General features: G+C 40.3%; 15 protein-coding genes. 2 read left to right on the top strand and 13 right to left on the bottom strand.

Annotated elements, in window-relative coordinates; genetic code table 11:
* Positions 1–8 precede the first annotated feature (8 nt).
* The 13 genes from PYS60_RS03275 to PYS60_RS03215 all read right to left on the bottom strand — a co-directional run bounded on the left by PYS60_RS03275 (position 9) and on the right by PYS60_RS03215 (position 16,606).
* On the bottom strand, positions 9–4,580 hold the full coding sequence (locus tag PYS60_RS03275; protein WP_315567649.1) for a PolC-type DNA polymerase III: 4,572 nt from the start codon (positions 4,578–4,580) through the stop codon (positions 9–11).
* 9 nt (positions 4,581–4,589) lie between these two features.
* The gene (gene ispG, locus PYS60_RS03270; RefSeq protein ID WP_315570829.1) at positions 4,590–5,660 is read right to left on the bottom strand and encodes a flavodoxin-dependent (E)-4-hydroxy-3-methylbut-2-enyl-diphosphate synthase; all 1,071 of its coding nucleotides are present in this window, start codon (positions 5,658–5,660) and stop codon (positions 4,590–4,592) included.
* 47 nt (positions 5,661–5,707) lie between these two features.
* On the bottom strand, positions 5,708–7,096 hold the full coding sequence (locus tag PYS60_RS03265) for a M50 family metallopeptidase (RefSeq protein WP_315567647.1): 1,389 nt from the start codon (positions 7,094–7,096) through the stop codon (positions 5,708–5,710).
* A complete protein-coding gene (gene dxr / locus PYS60_RS03260) occupies positions 7,089–8,291 on the bottom strand; it encodes a 1-deoxy-D-xylulose-5-phosphate reductoisomerase (RefSeq protein WP_315570811.1) in 1,203 nt (400 codons plus the stop codon). The genes PYS60_RS03265 and dxr overlap by 8 nt, the downstream gene beginning before the upstream one ends.
* A 7-nt stretch (positions 8,292–8,298) precedes the next feature.
* Positions 8,299–9,252 (bottom strand): phosphatidate cytidylyltransferase, encoded by a 954-nt coding sequence (locus PYS60_RS03255; protein WP_315570809.1) that lies wholly within the window; start codon positions 9,250–9,252, stop codon positions 8,299–8,301.
* 39 nt (positions 9,253–9,291) lie between these two features.
* Entirely contained in the window at positions 9,292–10,050 is a 759-nt protein-coding gene (gene uppS, locus PYS60_RS03250) for a polyprenyl diphosphate synthase (protein WP_315570808.1), read from the bottom strand.
* Position 10,051: 1 nt separating this feature from the next.
* Positions 10,052–10,621 carry a ribosome recycling factor gene (frr, locus tag PYS60_RS03245; protein WP_315570805.1) on the bottom strand — a complete coding sequence of 190 codons (570 nt, stop codon included), beginning with the start codon at positions 10,619–10,621 and terminating at the stop codon, positions 10,052–10,054.
* A gap of 60 nt (positions 10,622–10,681) precedes the next feature.
* Positions 10,682–11,389 (bottom strand): UMP kinase, encoded by a 708-nt coding sequence (gene pyrH / locus PYS60_RS03240; RefSeq protein WP_315570803.1) that lies wholly within the window; start codon positions 11,387–11,389, stop codon positions 10,682–10,684.
* Between the two features lie 65 nt (positions 11,390–11,454).
* Positions 11,455–12,105: a translation elongation factor Ts gene (tsf, locus tag PYS60_RS03235; RefSeq protein WP_315570801.1), complete on the bottom strand. Its 651-nt coding sequence runs from the start codon at positions 12,103–12,105 to the stop codon at positions 11,455–11,457.
* Between the two features lie 15 nt (positions 12,106–12,120).
* Complete coding sequence (rpsB, locus tag PYS60_RS03230; RefSeq protein WP_315570798.1) at positions 12,121–12,945, bottom strand: 30S ribosomal protein S2; 825 nt, start codon at positions 12,943–12,945, stop codon at positions 12,121–12,123.
* 298 nt (positions 12,946–13,243) lie between these two features.
* Positions 13,244–14,686, bottom strand: a complete 1,443-nt coding sequence (locus PYS60_RS03225) for a leucine-rich repeat domain-containing protein (protein ID WP_315570796.1) — start codon at positions 14,684–14,686, stop codon at positions 13,244–13,246.
* Between the two features lie 268 nt (positions 14,687–14,954).
* A complete protein-coding gene (locus PYS60_RS03220; RefSeq protein ID WP_315570795.1) occupies positions 14,955–15,860 on the bottom strand; it encodes an exonuclease domain-containing protein in 906 nt (301 codons plus the stop codon).
* A gap of 188 nt (positions 15,861–16,048) precedes the next feature.
* On the bottom strand, positions 16,049–16,606 hold the full coding sequence (locus PYS60_RS03215) for a TetR/AcrR family transcriptional regulator (RefSeq protein ID WP_004111734.1): 558 nt from the start codon (positions 16,604–16,606) through the stop codon (positions 16,049–16,051).
* Between the two features lie 129 nt (positions 16,607–16,735).
* Between PYS60_RS03215 and PYS60_RS03210 the strand changes: the two genes are divergently transcribed.
* Together PYS60_RS03210 and PYS60_RS03205 are read left to right on the top strand one after the other, a co-directional pair.
* Positions 16,736–17,257 carry an HXXEE domain-containing protein gene (locus PYS60_RS03210; RefSeq protein ID WP_004111736.1) on the top strand — a complete coding sequence of 174 codons (522 nt, stop codon included), beginning with the start codon at positions 16,736–16,738 and terminating at the stop codon, positions 17,255–17,257.
* Between the two features lie 38 nt (positions 17,258–17,295).
* Positions 17,296–18,477, top strand: coding sequence for an alpha/beta fold hydrolase (locus tag PYS60_RS03205; RefSeq protein ID WP_060776567.1), 1,182 nt, complete (start codon positions 17,296–17,298; stop codon positions 18,475–18,477).
* The last annotated feature ends 6 nt before the right edge of the window (positions 18,478–18,483 follow it).

Here is an 18,483-nt window from a genome sequence, read left to right as displayed (position 1 = left end):
GCCTCATATTAACCCAGTAAATCTGTTAAATCCATTTGATTCTGTTCCGGCAAATTATCCAGAACATGAAAATTAGCTAAAGCTTCCATTGCCGCCTGTTTGACATCCGCTTTAACAGCCAAATCTTCTCTGGCTAAAAATTCGCCGTTTTTCCGAGCTTTAACAATATTTTCCGCTGTCGTTTGCGGAAATTTCGGTATGACGGCAAAAGGCGGCCGGACATTGTTACCTTCAGGCAAAAAGAGTTTGGCATCCGACTTATATAAATCAATCGGAAGTAATTGCACGCCGCGCAACATCATTTCTTCTACAATTTCTAAAATATAGAAGAGCTTCTTTTCGCGCGGATTACGTTTGTTTAAGTCCGTAAAATAATACTCTTTACTTTTGCGAATTTCAGCCAAACTTTTGCCGATAATCAACTCGGCATTGAATTCGTCAATATTATTTCCCAACCAAACCGCATAAAAGGCTTCTTTCCGATAAACTTTATACCAGGCAATACGCAAAGCCGACATGACATAAGCAACGGCGTGCGCTTTCGGGAAAAGGTATTGAATTTTTAAGCAGGAATCTATGTACCATTCAGGGACCTGACATTCCCGCATTTTGGCTATCTGTTCCTCACTCAAGCCCTTGCCTTTACGTACTTTTTCCATGATATCGAAGGCCATTTTGGACGGCAGATTATAATTGATAAGAGTTGTCATAATTGAATCACGACAACCGATAACCTGATCGATATTACATATACCGTCATTAATCAAATCCCGGGCATTACCGTTCCAAACATTCGTACCGTGAGACAAACCGGCCAACTGGACCAAATCATAAAAAGAACTCGGTTTTGTTTCAACAATCATCCCGCGCGCCATAATAGTTCCCTGTTCCGGCAAACCCAAGCAACCGACTTTCTGCACATCCGGCTCACTTAATTTTAAGGCGGATGTATCCTTATACAGTGACATCACCTGCGGATCGTTCATCGGTAACGTCAGAAAATCGACATCGGTAAAATCTTTTAAGCGTTTCAATTGCGTCGGCGCATCATGGCCCAAACAGTCGAATTTCAAAATTGTATCATGCAAAGAATTGAAATCAAAATGCGTAGTATACATCGAGCTGTCGGTATTATCAGCCGGATATTGAATAGGCGTAAAGTCATAAATATCCCGTTCTTTGGGAATAACAACGATACCTCCCGGATGTTGTCCTGTTGTCCGTTTAACTCCGCAAATACCGGAGGCTAATCGCAATATATTCGCCGTCGAATAAACCTGTTCATGCATTTCGGCATATTTTTTCACCACACCGATAGCATTTTTTTCCTGATAAGCGGAAATAGTTCCGGCTCTGAAAGTATAATCGGCCCCGAACATTTCTTTTATAAAGTTATGTGCTCGGCTCTGATATTCTCCGGAAAAATTCAAATCAATATCAGGTTCCTTATCACCGTTAAAGCCTAAAAAAGTTTCAAAAGGTATATTTTGCCCGTCCTGCCACATCGGTACTTGACAGTTAGGACAATTTTTTACCGGCAGATCGAAACCGCTGTCATACTTGTCAGACAAAGAAAAATCGCTGTAATGACATTTTAAGCAAACATAGTGGGCCGGCAAAGGATTAACTTCCGTAATACCGCACAAGGTAGCGACAAAAGATGAACCGACGGAACCTCTTGAACCGACAAAATAACCGTCGGCATTGGATTTTTTTACCAATTTTGACGAAATGTAATACATGATGGCAAAACCGTTGGAAATAATTGAATCCAATTCTTTTTTCACCCGATTATAAACTAAATCGGGAATTTTACCCTCATATTCATAACGTTCTTTGACTTCCTGCCAAACCAAATCATTGATATCACGTGCCGCATCTTTAATCTCCGGCGGGAACGTGCCTTCGGGGAAAGGCGGAATATTGTCCTGAACTTCGGCGGCCAAAAGATTGGGATTGTTAATTACAGCATTTTCCTTTTCTTCTTCTGTTAAATAATCGAAACATTGCAGCATCTCTTCTGTTGTCCGGAAATACAGGCAAGGCGAAAAATCGGCATCAGCAAAACCGTTAACGCTGAGCAGCATGTTGCGATATATTTGTTGCGAAGGATGGAGGAAATGACTGTCACAGGTAGCCACGTAAGGTTTCTTATTTTTCTCCGCCAAAGCAATAATCAAACGATTAACATTTTGCAAATCGCTTTCATCTCTTAAACCGCTGCTTTCATCCCGCAAAAAGAAACTGTTATTGGCCAACGGCTGGATTTCTAAATAATCGTAGAAACGAGCCATCTGCTTAAAGTGATATTCACTTAATCTTTCTTTAGCTAAAACCATGTTTTTATTCGCATCGCGATACAATTTATGCATACTGCGATAAACTTCGCCCGCTTCGCAGGAAGAACCGATCAGCAAACCGCTTTTGAAATAACGTAATAAAGAGCGGGGAATTCGCGGCCGCGTGCTGAAATAATGCACATGGCTTTCCGATACCAGACGATAAAGGTTATATAAGCCCAAGTAATCTTTACATAAAGCGATAAAATGCAAAACTGTTTTATTTCTCTGCTTAATTTGAGCTGTGCTTTCTTTTCCGGCCTTTTCGTTCAGCGTAAATAAGTCACTGACTTGCAATTCCTGCAGTAATTTAATGAAAATTTCACCGCAACAACGAGTATCGTCCAAAGCACGATGATGGTTTTCCAAAGTTATATGCAGGGCATTGGCAACAGTATCAAGTTTATAATTGCTTAAACCGGTATAAAAAGTGCGAGCCATCTCTACCGTATCAATAAGTAAATTGTTAAATTTAAGTCTCGGTTCCGTACCTTTGACAATTCCGAAAGCCGCGTAGCGTAAAAATCCCAAATCAAACAGGCCGTTATGCGCCACCAGAGGATCATCGCCCAACCAACTATGAAAATCCTTAATTACCGTTTCAATATCAGGTTTACCGACTAAATCCAAGGACTCAATACCTGTAAGTTGGGTAGTCTTAGGACTGAGAATACCGCCGGGATTGACCAAAGTTGCAAAAACGTCACTTTCGACAAAATTACCGCTTTCATTCAGTTTATAACGAATAGCTGCAATTTCAATAATTTTATCTTCTCCGGCTTTTAAGCCTGTTGTTTCCAAATCGAAAGCTACGAAAGATGTCAGCTTAGTTTTCGGAACATCCAGACCGAAGACTACCGTATTACCGTCATCAACAAGATAGCCTTCCATACCGTAAATTAACTTAATATTTTTCCCCTTTTTGGCTAAAGCTTTCTTTTCTTCATACATGAGAGGATAAGCCTGCACTACACCGTGATCGGTGATGGCACAAGCCGGATGACCGAATTCGGCAGCCAGACGTAAAATAGATTTCGGTTCGGCAAAGCCGTCTTTGGCACTCATCTGACTGTGACAATGTAGCTCGACTCTTTTTTTCACCGCCTCATCTTTTCGGCCGGCAGTTTCGTGTGTTTGCTTCAGACCGATAATTTTGGCTTCCGGTTCGGAGGTATAACGATTGGTAGAAGCTTCAACATAAGCTTCCACCAACAAATCATCATGCAATTTTTCCGTCAGAACCTGCAATTTTTCCGCTTTTCCGTAGACGAAACATTGGACAGCACCGTCATCTGAAAAGAGGGCGAATTTGACAATCATATTAACGCCGTCACGCACAACGTTAGCCTCAAATCCGTGAATTTTACCCTTGAGCATAACTTTTTGACTCTGTAGATTAAAATCCGCTAAAGGTAAAATATTCATTTCCGCCGGTACGTTACCGTATATGTATTCAGGGTCGGAAACTTTCAGCCATTTTCCGGCCTTACTTTTACTGCGGGAAGCGTTATTATCGACATCTGTAGCGGCTTGCTCAAGCGCGAGAGACGCATCGGCAGTTTGGCTTTGCTGTAAAAGATTCTGTAAAACTTTATTGCGTTCCTGCAATACAACAGTATCCGTCTCTTTCGCATTTGCAGCAAGACAATCTACATGCAAATTTACATCCAAAGAAAATTCCCGCTTAAACTGTTTCGCTGTAATCTGCAACAGTTCACTGCTAAAAGTACTATAAAATTCGGGTGCAATACAAAAATGAACACCGTCATGAGCAATGTTGAGCTCTGCCGTCTGCAAAATGCAAACAGCCTGAGCGCTGACTTGATTTTGAATTTTTTTCAACAGATAAGGATAGATATCGCGGAAAAATTCGGCTATATCCTGCATACTCAAAGCAAGTGCAGACAGATCAAAAAACAATTCAACTTCTCCGGCCTGCGGCAGAAGCTGCGGCAAGATACGCTCGATAAAATAAAGTATCTTATAATCGGAAAAAGTACTTTGTAAGGTAAAAAATAAATTCAATTTGAAATTTTTCGGCCGAGCGGCAGAAACTTGCAGAACGTCGGAATTGCGAACGGCAGCATTTCCAACTTGACATTTAATGCTCGCCAAAACTGCAGGAAAAGCCGCTAAACGCTTGGTCGCCTCATCATTAAGGCGACTGTAAAAGCCGCAACCGTACAGTTTATCCAAATCTTGTAAAAATTCAGCTAAGTTCTTTGCTTTTTTTACAGACATCGTCATTCCTCACTTGTCTGCCTCTTCCGAAGCTTTATCTTTCAATATCAAATCTATAAGGGCATCAATCGCACCTGCTTCAGGAATTTTTTTAATTGTAACCCCTTTCTTAAAAAGCAGATAGTTGCCTTTCCCTCCGGCAATTCCGTAATCAGCTCCGCGAGCCTCACCCGGCCCGTTGACTTTACAACCCATAACGGCAACTTTGGCATTGACTTTAATACTTTCCAAGCGTTTTTCCACTTCATTAGCTACATTAATCAAATCAACTTCCGTGCGGCCGCAAGTCGGACAGGAAATAAAAGTCAAACCTTCACTTAAGCCCAGAGCTTTCAGGATACTTTCAGCTGCTTTGACTTCTTCAACCGGATCGGCAGTTAAAGAAACTCTTAATGTATCACCGATACCTTCAGCTAATAAAGTTCCTATCCCGACAGCGGAACGAATCGTACCTTCACGTAAAGTTCCCGCTTCAGTTACACCGATATGGAAAGGATAATCACAGACCTTGGCCATTAAACGATAGGCCTGAATTGTCAACAGCGGAAAAGATGATTTCAAAGATAATACTATATCCGTGAAGTTTTCTTCTTCCATCATGGCTATCGCTTCCTGAGCGCTTTCAACCAAAGCTTCAGCTGTCGGACCGCCGTACTTTTGCAGTATAGCAGGTTTCAGAGAACCGGCATTAACACCGACTCTGATTGCTATATGATTAGCTTTTGCCGCTTGTACAACTTCTTTCAAACCGCCGTTGAGTTTCATATTGCCGGGATTAATTCTGATTTTGCAAACTTTGGCATCTATAGCCGCCAAAGCCAACTTATAATCAAAATGAATATCCGCTACAATCGGTAAGGGCGAATAGCGCACAATCTCAGCCAACGCCTTGGCTGCTGTAAAATCCGGTACAGCTAAACGGGTCAATTGGCAACCGGCCTGTTGCAGTTGCTGAATTTGTTGCAAGCTGGCAGCGACATCTCTCGTATCGGTACTATTCATCGATTGAATTATAATCGGAGCTTCCGAACCGAAAGTTAAGGGCCCCGCTTTAATCATCCTGGTTTTGCGACGTTTAATTTCATACATGGCTTAATAATACACCATCTGTCCAAAAATTTTAGCTCTTAATGCCGGAATAATCTGAGGACATCCAGGAATAAAGTAAACAGTGCCAAGCCTAAAACAATTACTAAACCTAAATATCCGTAAATATTTTCCCACTTTTCCGATAAGCGCTTACCCCTTACCGCTTCAATAAATAATAAGAAAATTTGCGATCCGTCCAAAGGCGGAATGGGTAAAAAGTTGCACATACCCAAGCTTAAGGAAATCAGAGCGAATATTTGCGTAAAATGGAGGAATTTCTCCCACAGGACCACGCCTGCCTGATTGATTTGTGAGTATATACTGACAATACCTACAGGTCCGGCCAGAGCATCTTTAGCCGGTAATTGCCCGGTAAACAGCAAACCTAACATGTTATAGGTACTGGTAAAGACTGAAACGAAGAAATCGGCACTATATGATAAAACCGCTGCAAATCCTTTGACAGGTTTCAAATAAATTCCCGGGTCGGCAGGAATTTCCCGTACAGTCTGATCGGCATTAACTGTTACTTCCTTGCCGTTACGCAATAACTTGACTTTTGCCGCTATTATACTTTTAGGAGCAGCATCACCCTTATATAAGCGCGGAATTGAGGTCAATTTTTCACCGTCAACGGCAATTATTTCATCTTTAGGTAAAATCGCCGGATTACTGCTACCTTCAACCACAAATTTATCTGCGACAATTTGACCGGTAACATTCAATTGTAAAAATTTATATTTTTTATCGGCTAAATAAACTTCTTTAACAACCTTACGCCCATTTTCACTTCTTTCATAGCGTAAAAGTCTGCCTTCAGGCTGAGCCGGAAATTTTTGTGCAACCAGCAAATCCATATCCGTCTTAATATTAAAGCCGTTATAGCTGATAATTTTATCACCGGCAATTAAATGAGCGGCAGCAGCCGTACTCGTAGGCGGCGGCGGAAGCAGCTCCGTACTTTTGGCGGTAGTCCAGGCAAAGAATAAGGTAAAAGCTATAAAGCCGCTAATTAAATTCATCGCCGGACCGGCAGCCATAACAATAAAACGTTTCCATTTCGCCTGGGCGTAAAAAATGCCCGCCGCTTTGTCTCTGGCCAAAATTTCAGCCGGTGTCAAATCGTCATTTGTCGCTTCTTCTTCCGCGTGCAATTTTTCGGAGGCAATCTGATTCGGATTAAGTTTATTATCCATAGTCGGATACTCGCCGGCAAATTCAACAGATGCACCTATCGGCAAAGATTTGATACTGTATCGAATTCCTTTATAAACTTTGCTGAAAATTCTCGGTCCCATAAACAAAGAAAATTCAATTACCTTAAAACCTAAAAGTCGGCCGGCGACATAATGCCCCAATTCATGCAAAAGCATCATCAAACTTAATGAAATTAAACCGATAATAATTCCAACTACCGTATTAAACATGCAAATATTCCCTCACATACGTTCTGTATTGCTTATCTAAAGCTAAAACCGTTGCCAAATCATCAGCTGCAGGAAGTTCCGGGCGTCCGGCACATAAATCCAGCGCATAAGCAACAGCTTGTGCAATCCTGCCAAAACGAATCTTCTCCTCTAAGAAGGCATTGACCGCCGCTTCATTAGCAGCATTCAATACCAACGGATAAATACCGCCTTTCATGATAGCAGATTGCGCCAAACTTAAGCAAGGAAATTTATTAAAATCAGGTGGATAAAATGTTAAACTGCAGGCACGTGCATCAAAGAAATTGAAAGCCTGCGTTACACCGGCGATTTTGGCCGGCGTAAAAATTGCCGCCTTAATAGGCGCCTGCATATCCGGAAAACTCATCTGAGCTGTAACCTGACCGTCCTGCCACTCTACTGCAGAATGAATAATAGATTGCGGATGAACAACTACTTCAACCTGCTTGAAATTAACTTGAAAAAGATAACAGGCTTCAATAATTTCCAAACCTTTATTCATCATACTTGCAGAGTCGACAGTTATTTTAGCGCCCATATTCCAGGTCGGATGGCGTAAAGCGTCTTTTAATTCGGCTTGAGCAATCTTTTCCGCCGGCCAATTACGGAACGGACCGCCTGAGGCAGTTAACCAGATTTTTTTGAAATCTTCTTTTCGTCCGGCCTTCAGGCATTCATTAATTGCAGCATGTTCACTGTCAATGGAGATAATTTTACTATTACCCTGCTTTTTTGCTCGATCCAAAATAGCTGCACCGCAAACAATACTTTCTTTGTTGGCCAAAGCCAGATCAACCCCATGTTGCAAAAAAGCTGAATTAGATGCCAAACCTGCCAGACCGGAAATAGCTCCGACTGCCAAATCACAAGGAAATTCTACCAATTTTTCGGCTGCATCCTCACCGCAGAATACTTGCGGACCGCAATAAGTAGCATTAGTTGAAGACGAAAAAACAGTCGCAGCCAAAGCTTCTTTAAATTCAGCAATAAGATTTTTATCATTTGTACATAAGGCCGCCGCTGCAGGCTGAAACTGCCTAATCTGCTGTAATAACAAACGCCAATTGCTTTTACAGGCTAACGACACAACACTCAAGTTATAGTTTTGACAAATGGCTAACGTTTGCTTCCCTACGGAACCGGTTGACCCTAAAACTGTTATTTTATTATACATATTACCTCTAAAATTTAACCAGATAATAAATTAGACTTACTAATAATAAAGTCGGCAAAACAAACATATAAGAATCCAAGCGATCCAAGATTCCGCCATGTCCCGGTAAAATCTTACTGAAATCTTTCAATTTGGCCCAACGTTTAATGGCGGAAGCGAACCAATCACCGATTTGTCCGACGATACTTAAAAATACACCGGCCAAAGCCCCGAAAAGTAAATTAGCGAAATAACCGGTTAATTGCGGTGTACTTCCCGTTAAAAAAATAAGTCCGAATAATGCACCGGCCACAAAAGAAGCTAAAACAGCGCACAAAGAGCCTTCAACGGTTTTATTGGGGCTAAGATTAGGTATGATTTTTGTTTTACCGTAATTTTTACCGCCATAGTAAGCACTGACATCCGTAACTGTAACTACTACTATGCCGAACCAGAGCCATTTATAGCCATTGGGAACGGCAAAGCACAATAAAGTAACAGCTGCCAACGGTGCGGATAAATATAAAGCGCCGAAAACGGTAATTGTCGCCTGGGGCAAAATTTTGTCGTCATAGGTCTTAAATTGCCAAAATGTCGATAAGAAAGCATATACCAGAAATATAAATCCGTAAGCAGCAAAACCGGCTGTCAACATCCAAAAATAATAGGAACGCCAAAGGTTATTCTGTACCAATTCCGCTGATAAGCCGCTGCTTCTGAAGGGCAAATTGAACCAGTTGGCATAATCGCTGAAATTAATCCAAGCAATTAAAGGTGCCAGACCGCTGAAAGCACCAAGCATTAAACTGAACAGGCTTACAGGTCTCAAACGCCTTCTCAAGGCGTAATACATCTCCAATGAGGTCAATATTGTCAAAATAATGCAGGCTGCCAACAGTAATTCACTAAAATATGCCGCCGGTATTAAAAACAACAGGACCAACACACATAAAGTAATGCCCGTTTTAGTTCTTTCGTTCATAATTATCTCCTTCATTCGCGTGCATTGACGTACTTAAAATTATTTCAGCGCTCCGAATTTACGTGTTCTTTGATTATACGCCAATAAAGCGGCCAATAACTCCTTCTCACCGAATTCCGGCCACAAGCAATCACAGGCATAAAATTCCGCATAAGCTGCCTGCCACAATAAAAAGTTGGAAAGCCGCATCTCACCTGCAGTTCTGATTATTAAATCCGGATCGGGCAAATTCAATTTGGCAGTTTGCAAATTTGCCTCAAATATCTTCTCAACTTCGGTCAATGACAAATGGGAAAGATCATTTCTTTTTTGCAATAACAAAGCGGTAGCTGCAGCTGCCTCAGCTATTTCCAAGCGGCTGCCGTAATTAAGCGCAATTGTTAATTGTAATCGCTTATTTTCTGCTGTCCTGGTAACGGCCGAATGGATTATTTTCTGCAAATCTTCCGGTAACTGCGTCAAATTACCGATAAAATTAAGTTTTACCTGCATCTGCATCAATTCATCAATATATTTATTGAAATAGGTGGCAACTAAAGAAAAAAGTTCATTAACTTCAGCTGCCGGACGACGCCAGTTTTCAGAAGAAAAAGCATAAACAGTTAAATAATTTATCCCGATAGCGTCAACTATCCGACAAACATTAGTTAAATTGATTGTACCCTGACGATGGCCATAAGAACGGGGCAACATCCTTTTTTGGGCAAAACGTCCGTTACCGTCCATTATTATGGCCAAATGTCGAGGCAATTTAATATTTTCCAAAGCAAGTTCGGTAGTTTTACTTAAAATATACAAATTAAATTTCCATCAATTCAGCAGATTTTGCTTTAACAGCGGCATCAATTTTGTCAATATATTTATTTAGCAGTTTCTGAATATCCTCTTCACAACCTTTATAAACATCTTCACTGATTTCGCCGTTTTTCATATTTTTACGCATCAATTCCAAGAAATCGCGGCGGACGGCACGAACGTTAATCTTAGCCTCTTCCCCGTATTTATCAACTTCTTTTGCCAAATCTTTGCGGCGGTCTTCCGTTAATGCCGGGAAAGTCAGGCGAATGCTCTTACCGTCACTGCTCGGAGTTAGGCCTAAATCAGAATCATATATTGCTTTTTCAATATTTTTAAGTACTCCGGCATCCCAAGGGGTAATTAAAAGCTGTCTGGCTTCCGGTACTTGGATATTAGCCAACTGGTTAATAGGTGTCATAGAAGAATAGTAATCGACCATAATACGATCCAAAAGCCGCGGATTGGCACGACCGGCTCGAATGTAAGTCAAGTTTTCAGTTAAATTACTTAAATATTTTCCCATTTTATCTTCGTAGGGTGCATAAGTACTCTTTGTAATTTCAATCGCCATAGACAGTTCTCCTTTGAACCTGATTTACCTTAATTTTAGCATACTTTAGGACTAAAGTAATTAACTGTGAACCAACGTACCGCAATCAGTCGTCTCCAAAGCCCGCAAAATATTTCTCGGGTCACGTACATCAAAAACAAAAATATCAGTTTTATTATCCCGGCACAAAGCTGCGGCGGTCGCATCCATAACTTTCAAATTTCTTCTCAGTACTTCATCATGGGTAATAATACTGAATCTTTGAGCATTCTTATCCGTTTTCGGGTCTTTATCATATACGCCGTCAATATTAGTCGCTTTAAGAAATAATTCAGCTTTAATTTCAGCTGCGCGCAATGCTGCAGTTGTATCTGTTGATAAATAAGGATTACCCAGACCGCAGGCAAAAACAATAACACGCCCTTTTTCCAAATGTCTTAAAGCACGCTTTCTAATATACAGCTCTGCAATCTGACGCATTTCAATCGAACTCATAACCCGAACATCCAAGCCCGCTTGTTCCAAAGCATCAGATAAAGCCAAAGCATTCATACAGGTAGCCAACATCCCTATTTGGTCCGCTGTTACCCGATCCATATTTTTACTTGAACGTCCGCGCCAAAAATTACCGCCGCCGACGACAATTGCCAACTGTACGCCCAGATCATGCGCCTCTTTCAGTACTTTAGCTGTATTGGCCAAAGTATTTTCATCAATACCGCCACCGACTTTATTACCCGCCAGACACTCACCTGATAATTTTAACAAAACACGTTTATAAAGCATCATTCCACCCTCTTATTGTTAAATGGCTAAAAAAAAAGCGGCAACGCCGTTGCCGCTTATAAAATAGATTACTTAATTTGTTTCATAACTTCTTCAGCGAAGTTCTCTTCTTTTTTCTCAATACCTTCGCCCAACTCGTAACGAACAAAGCGCCGGACGACGACATTTTCACCGATCTTGGCGATCAACTCGCGTCTCACCTGATCACAGGTCTTGCTGTCATCACGAATAAAGTTTTGATTCATCAGGCAAACTTCATTATAGAACTTCTCCAAACGGCCGGGAACAATGCGCTCATCAACCACTTTGGCCGGTTTGCCTTCGTTCAAAGCCTGATTACGCACAACTTCTTTCTCATGTTCCAGAACTTCAGCCGGAATTTCGGAAGGTTGAACGTATTTCGGATTCATAGCGGCAACTTGCATCGCCATCTCCCGCGCAAAGGCTTGGAAATCTTCGTTTTTGGCAGCAAAGTCCGTTTCAATGTTAACCTCGATTAAAACACCGATACGACCATTGCCGTGAATATAAGATGCCACGACACCTTCTGCAGCTACACGGGCAGCTTTTTTGTCAGCCTTGCCCATTCCCTGCTCACGCAACCAATCCATCGCTTTTTTGATGTCACCGTCGTTAGCTTGTAAAGCTTTCTTGCAGTCCATCATGCCTGAACCGCTCATATCACGTAATTGTTTAACTAATGCAGCAGTAATTTCCATGCTAAACCTCTCTTATTAAGCTTCAGTAACAGTTTCCGGAGCTGTTTCAGTTGTTTCCTGCTCCTCGACTGCAGCTGTGCTTTCTTCTTTAACTTCAGCTTGTTCTTCGCTCTCAGCCGGCTCTTCAGTCTTTTGCGTTAAAATAGCCAAAGCATCTTCGCCCTGACGGCCTTCAATAACGGCGTTCGACAAAGTTTCGGCAATCAGTTTGACGGCACGAATAGCATCATCATTGCCCGGAATAACGTAATCGGCATCATCAGGATCACAGTTTGTATCAACAATTGCTACAACCGGAATACCCAAACGCTTAGCTTCAGAAACAGCGATGTGTTCCTTTCTCGGATCGACAACGAACAAAGCTGAAGGCAATTGCTTCATTTCGCGAATACCGCCCAAGTTCTTTTCCAACTTTTCTTTTTCCAGTCTTAACTTGGCAACTTCCTTCTTGGTCAAAACGTCGAACTGGCCGTTCTCTTCCATCTTGCCTAATTGTTCCAAGCGTTGCACACGTTTCTTAATTGTTGTGAAGTTCGTTAAAGTTCCGCCCAACCAACGGTTGTTGATATAGTACATACCGCAACGTAAAGCTTCTTCTTTGATTGAATCCTGTGCCTGCTTCTTAGTGCCGACAAACAGAATAGTTCCGTCATTGGCAGCAGTCTCTCTGACAAAATCATAAGCTGCTTCGATTAACTTCACCGTCTTTTGCAAATCGATAATGTAAATACCGTTGCGCTCGGTAAAAATGTAAGGAGCCATTTTAGGGTTCCATCTGCGTGTCTGGTGACCAAAATGGACACCTGCTTCTAAAAGCTGTTTCATTGAAATAACGGCCATAATTTCCTCCTGTTTTAACTTCCACAAACTAAGCAATATTATAAAAATCAACAGGCGATAGTTTGTGTGATTTTTAGCCATAGAAAGTGTATAAAATACTGATTCCCGTGTCAAGCCGCCCGATTGAATTACAGGAAAAGTAGAGAGAAAAAAGAGTATTTCCGGCTCTGTTTTTGCAATTTGTTTACATTTTCTCGTCTGCGGCTGTTTTACCCCATATAAAAAGCCCTGCGCCGGCATCTTTCCGGGCAAGGCTTATTATCTGCGAATAATCGACAGATGTAATTTGATTAAACAGTTATTTTCTGTTTCTCTTTATCACTGACGAGGAAATAAAGTAAGCCCCGACAATGACGACAACAAGCAGGAAAGCGATTATATAGATCAGCAGTTTTTTACCGCCGGCCGGTGCTTTTCCACTATTTCCCCGCTCGGCAGCAGCCGCAGTTTTATGCTGTGCAACTTGATAAACCAATTTTGCCGAATTAGGACGATTTTCTTGGATTTCAGGTTGTTGCAGACTTACAAGATCAAAGCTTTCCATTTTCTCACCGGGTACCTGCAATTGGGCCTTAGCAGCAGAAAATTTTACTCCTGCAGGCAAATTGGCTGTTTCGCCGATTTTAGTGTTGCTTATATCTTTTACGTCCTTGATTTTATCTGCGGCAATTCCCGTATCAGCTAAATTGAACAAATAATTATTACCTTGTTTTTTAGCATAAACAGCAACAGCAAAGCGGGGAATTTTATGGTCGAATTTAATATTTCCCACAAGTGAAGCGGAACAAGTTAATTGCTGTAATTTTTTATTGGCAGATAAATCCAATTGCTTAATATTCGTACCGGAGCAATCCAATGCCGACAGTTTTTCATTTTGGCTCAAATCAAGATTTTTAAGAGGCATTTCACTGCAAACCATCTCTTCCAAGTCTTTATTATTGCTCAAATCCAGCTTGCTTATTCCGGTATTAAAGCAATTAAAAAATCTTAATTTAGGATTTTTGTTCAAAGACAGATCGGCAACTTTGCAATCGTGCATAATCAATTTCGCCAGTTTCGGGTTATTGCTCGTATCCAATTTACTGATTTCCGTATTGTAGCAAAACAACACCACCAACTCTTTATTGTGACTGATATCCAGAGCTTTCAACGGTGTATTGCCGCAACTTAAAGTTGAAAGTTTGCTATTATTTTTCAAATCCAATTGAGTTAATTTTGTCCGATAGCAGGTTAATGTTTCCAAATTAGGATTTTGCGAAAGATCCAACTTTTCAATATCGTTAAATGTACAATTCAATTCTTCCAACTTGTGATTCTGTCTCAAGTCCAAAGATTTAATCTTACTTTTACGGCAATTTAAAACCTGTAATTGCGGATTTTTGCTGAGATCCAAAGTGCTTATCGGCGTATAACTGCAATTAAATTCTCTTAAATTAGGAAAATTCTCCAAGCCTTTAACTGCTGTCATCGTGTCGGAATTAACATCAACTTCATGCATGCCGCTTTTGCCGATATTAATTAATTCAACCTTTTCACACTCTTCCTTACTTAAATAACCATCTTTATTTTCATCATAAGCTCGCCTTAAATAATCGGCGAAGCCCTCAGATGCGAAATTTTTCCGGTTAATTTCGATGCCTTCAGCCGCCTTAACCTTAATACAGGCCGCACTACTGCAAAGAAGCAATACAGTCAGGGTCAAAGAAAATATTTTTCTTTTAATTTGTTTTAACGATTTCATTTTACGCCTCCAACGGCAAAATATTATACAACAAAAAACACTTAAATGTTATCCACATTTAAGTGTTAAAATAGGTGTTGACAATCCACTCTGTCTCAAAAGTTATCTCTAGTTTCATCACGTGTTGGATACAATGAAACCTTGCCTTTGAACTCTGAAACTATTTATAGGAATCCTGAAACTTTAACTTTCCATTCTGAGTTTTAACCTAACACTTTTAAATCTAATGCTTAATATTCCTTTTACTATTTACAGCTTATATCTGAGACTATACTTCCAGCAAATCATAGAAAGTCCGCTCATCAATAATTTCTATATCTTGCCCCTCAAGTTTTAACTTTTCTGCTTTCTTATGCTTTGAAGACTTCTCACCTTTAAGAATTGCATTGTAGTCATTGTCACCAAGTATCAGATAGTTAGTCTGCTTATTCACGCTATTATCTAAGATACCGCCAAGATTCACTACAAGCTGCATCGCATCTTTTCGAAGCATTTTCTCAAGCTTACCGGTGAAAACCACATGTCGATTATAGAAAAATCCATCTTCATCAATGACCGCTTCAGTAGGCTTAATGGCTTTGATATCTATTCTTTTGCCGCCGTGGCTTTCGCTGCTGATCCATAAATCTTCAATAGCGAGATTCTTCTCCGCCATACTAGCTTTTACGGCATCGTATAATTCTTTTGTTGATACGCAGTCCGATAAAGCACGGTGTTCATTATTGTGTAAGCCTAAGTAGTCAGTTAAATCGGAGAGTCTGTGATGTTTCAGCTCAGGATACAGTTTTCGTGCAAATTGCATCGTATCCATATACCGGTTAGTAAGTTGTTCCTTAAAGCCTTCATTCAAAAAGCGCATATCAAAAGAGGTGTTATGACCAAGGATAATGTCATCACCTATGAACGAGAGTACATCCGTTTTAACACTGTCTATAGATGGCATACCTTCCAGCATGTCATTAGTTATTCCTGTTAATGCTGTAATAAAATCGCCTATGTCAAAGTTTGGTTTAATCAACTGGTCATAACGATCTACAATTTCATTGTTCCTGACCCTTAAAATACCAATTTCAATAATTTCATCGTAATACGCAGATAAGCCGGTCGTTTCGGTATCCAGCACACAGTAATCATCAATGAGTTGCTTAGTGTAATTTGAGTTTGAATTGGACATAAAAAGCATCTCCTTCATCTATTGAAATCAGCTCGTACTCATTATATCTTGAAAGCTAAGTGCCTTAAGCATAAAAACAGGTCGATTGTAATAATTGACCGGCTGTTTTAACTATTTTTTATAAAGATTTTGTCAGCCTTTTTCGCGCAATTACTACCGTTAGTGTATCAGATTAACTATTAAAAAACTCAAGAATTAGATGCAATTATTTGTAGCATCATTTTAGATATTTCTTTTGGAGACGGGCGATTTTCCATTTGCATCCATTCGGAAAGAAGATTCCAAAGTGCACCGGCACTGACAAGCAGTGCAGCTTTCTTTTCAAAGATGCTATCGTACAAATTTTGATTTCCACGAACGGTGTCATAAATCACAGGTAAGGCCCGATTGAATTCTTCCAGCAGATAATAGAACAGATGATTCCGCTGCAAAAGACGCAAAAAGTTGATCTGTTTCTCCCAAAAGGTAAAAAACACTTCCACAATCTGCTCCAGTGTATAGTGCCTGTCTTTTTGAAAATAAGTAATGTAGTCCTCACATCTTTCTAAGAAGCATTGCTGTAATACCTGCTCCTTCGAATCAAAGATCCGATAAAAAGTTCTCCTTGATAAAAGCGCATGTTCGGCGATTTCTGTTACGGTAATACGAGCGTAGTCTTTTTGGCTCATAAGATCCAACAAGGACTGCATCAACCATTGACGGGATTGCTCAGCGATGGGATTCTTTTCCTTTTCTACCAAACTCATTTTGGTCCTCCTGTCACACTTTTTCGGGATTGTAGCACTTGAACTTCTTCCATTAACAATCATGTCTTTTTGAATATAATATAAATTAGAAAGTGACACAAGTGAGACAGATAAAGGAGGCTCAATTTTATGAATACAATAAATACGATTGTTTGGCTGTTCCCGGTTATTTTTATGCTGCATGACTTCGAGGAGATTATTTTTGTGGAGGCATGGAAACGGAAATATAAAAGAAAAATACAAACAACAAAAATGAAGAAGATTCCATTTGCCGATTTGGGAAGCACCCCGTCATTTTCCATTGGTGTATTGATTGAATTTTTCATTATTTCAGCTTTATCGCTCTCTGCTTGTATCTTTGATTGGTACTTTTTGTGGCTGGGATTATTTTTTGGATTTACCATTCACCTGATTGTGCATTGTATGTTGGCGTCGCAATTTAAAGGCTATGTACCCGGAGTGGTCACCGCAGTCCCGTTACTTCCGTTTTGCTTTTATATCCTTTGGGTCTCAAATGAATTCCTTTCTTTTACCACAGCTCAATTATGGATCAGTTGTGTAGTAGGCGCTATTTTGATGCTCTTAATGGTGGCTGTTTTGCATAGATGTATGAAATCGTTTGAAACTTTTATCAAGAAGTGGGAAGTTTAATTACCCACAAATAGCAAATTTTTAAGGAGATCTTTTGCATGGAGTTGGAATTTAAACAAGGTATGTATCACCTAAATCCTGATCCTAATTTTAACTTTCAGCTTAACCGTGTCATTCTTTGGGATGGAGGGAATTTAAACGATGTGATGCAGGCTGCCAAAAGGATTACAGACAGCACAAGCTGGAAACAGGAAATGATTTACCTTGGGGATCATGCACTCTCTCAAAACAGAATCCCTCAGGCAATTGCATATTACCAGATGAGCGAATTTTTTGATGGAAATCCTGGCAACAAGGAATACTATATAAAAGCCACAGGACTGTTTTATGAGTATTACCATTCTTATTTCGATGAGAGACGTGTCCAGAAAATTCAAGTTCCATATGAAGATGTTATGCTGCCAATCATGGTTGCAAAAACTCAAAAACAATGTAAGGGCACCATTCTTTTACACGGTGGTAACGATTCATGCTTTGAGGAAATGTTTTTGCCGATGTTATATCTTTCTGAACACGGGTATGATGTATATCTATTTGAAGGTCCTGGACAAGGCAACGTTCTTCGTGTTCAAGGTAAACACTTTACATATGCTTGGGAACGTCCGGTCAAAGCAATATTAGATTTCTTTCACTTGAATGACGTCATTATTATTGGTGTTTCTTTGGGAGCTATGCTGGCCCTGCGTGCTGCTGCACTTGACAAGAGAATTACAAGGGCTGTATCTTGGTCTGTTTTTCCGGACTTTCTTGACGTGGTTCTCGACCAAATACCAAAAAAGGTAGCCGGTATCGTTCGGTTTATGTTGAAACATAATCTTCGCATCGTTCTCAGCCCTATTCTTTGCATGATGAAATTGATACGGAAGAATGACCCATTATTTCAATGGGGTGTCAATCATGGAATGTACGCCTATGGAGCTGACAGCATTTATGATTATCTGAAGAAAGTGAGTAAATATCAGATTATGGATGTGGCCTCCATGATTGAACAAGATGTATTGATTCTTGGTGCCAACCAAGACCACCTCGTTGATTACCGAATGATCGGCAAAGAAATCAACGCACTTACCAATGCGAACTCTCTCACATTTCGCCTTTTTACTGAAAAAGAAAATGCGGGAAATCATTGCAATTTAGGAAACGCCAAACTGGCTTTAGATGTGATACTGCAATGGTTGACATTTTTAAAACAGCGTGATTTAGAAGTTAGGAAGAATTGAATTCAT

The organism is Amygdalobacter indicium, assembly GCF_029101545.1.
GTDB lineage: Bacteria > Bacillota > Clostridia > Saccharofermentanales > Fastidiosipilaceae > Amygdalobacter > Amygdalobacter indicium.
The sequence above is the reverse complement of the archived record's forward strand: the minus strand, read 5'-3'. Positions and strand labels throughout refer to the sequence as shown.

What these genes read in the sequence shown, in the direction of transcription:
- dxr (WP_315570811.1), bottom strand. Translation starts at nt 8,291, where the DNA reads ATGTATAATAAAATAACAGTTTTAGGGTCAACCGGTTCCGTAGGGAAG.
- frr (WP_315570805.1), bottom strand. Translation starts at nt 10,621, where the DNA reads ATGGCGATTGAAATTACAAAGAGTACTTATGCACCCTACGAAGATAAA.
- PYS60_RS03205 (WP_060776567.1), top strand. Translation starts at nt 17,296, where the DNA reads ATGGAGTTGGAATTTAAACAAGGTATGTATCACCTAAATCCTGATCCT.
- PYS60_RS03265 (WP_315567647.1), bottom strand. Translation starts at nt 7,096, where the DNA reads ATGTTTAATACGGTAGTTGGAATTATTATCGGTTTAATTTCATTAAGT.
- PYS60_RS03255 (WP_315570809.1), bottom strand. Translation starts at nt 9,252, where the DNA reads ATGAACGAAAGAACTAAAACGGGCATTACTTTATGTGTGTTGGTCCTG.
- PYS60_RS03225 (WP_315570796.1), bottom strand. Translation starts at nt 14,686, where the DNA reads ATGAAATCGTTAAAACAAATTAAAAGAAAAATATTTTCTTTGACCCTG.
- tsf (WP_315570801.1), bottom strand. Translation starts at nt 12,105, where the DNA reads ATGGAAATTACTGCTGCATTAGTTAAACAATTACGTGATATGAGCGGT.
- PYS60_RS03210 (WP_004111736.1), top strand. Translation starts at nt 16,736, where the DNA reads ATGAATACAATAAATACGATTGTTTGGCTGTTCCCGGTTATTTTTATG.
- PYS60_RS03220 (WP_315570795.1), bottom strand. Translation starts at nt 15,860, where the DNA reads ATGTCCAATTCAAACTCAAATTACACTAAGCAACTCATTGATGATTAC.
- pyrH (WP_315570803.1), bottom strand. Translation starts at nt 11,389, where the DNA reads ATGATGCTTTATAAACGTGTTTTGTTAAAATTATCAGGTGAGTGTCTG.
- PYS60_RS03215 (WP_004111734.1), bottom strand. Translation starts at nt 16,606, where the DNA reads ATGAGTTTGGTAGAAAAGGAAAAGAATCCCATCGCTGAGCAATCCCGT.
- rpsB (WP_315570798.1), bottom strand. Translation starts at nt 12,945, where the DNA reads ATGGCCGTTATTTCAATGAAACAGCTTTTAGAAGCAGGTGTCCATTTT.
- PYS60_RS03275 (WP_315567649.1), bottom strand. Translation starts at nt 4,580, where the DNA reads ATGTCTGTAAAAAAAGCAAAGAACTTAGCTGAATTTTTACAAGATTTG.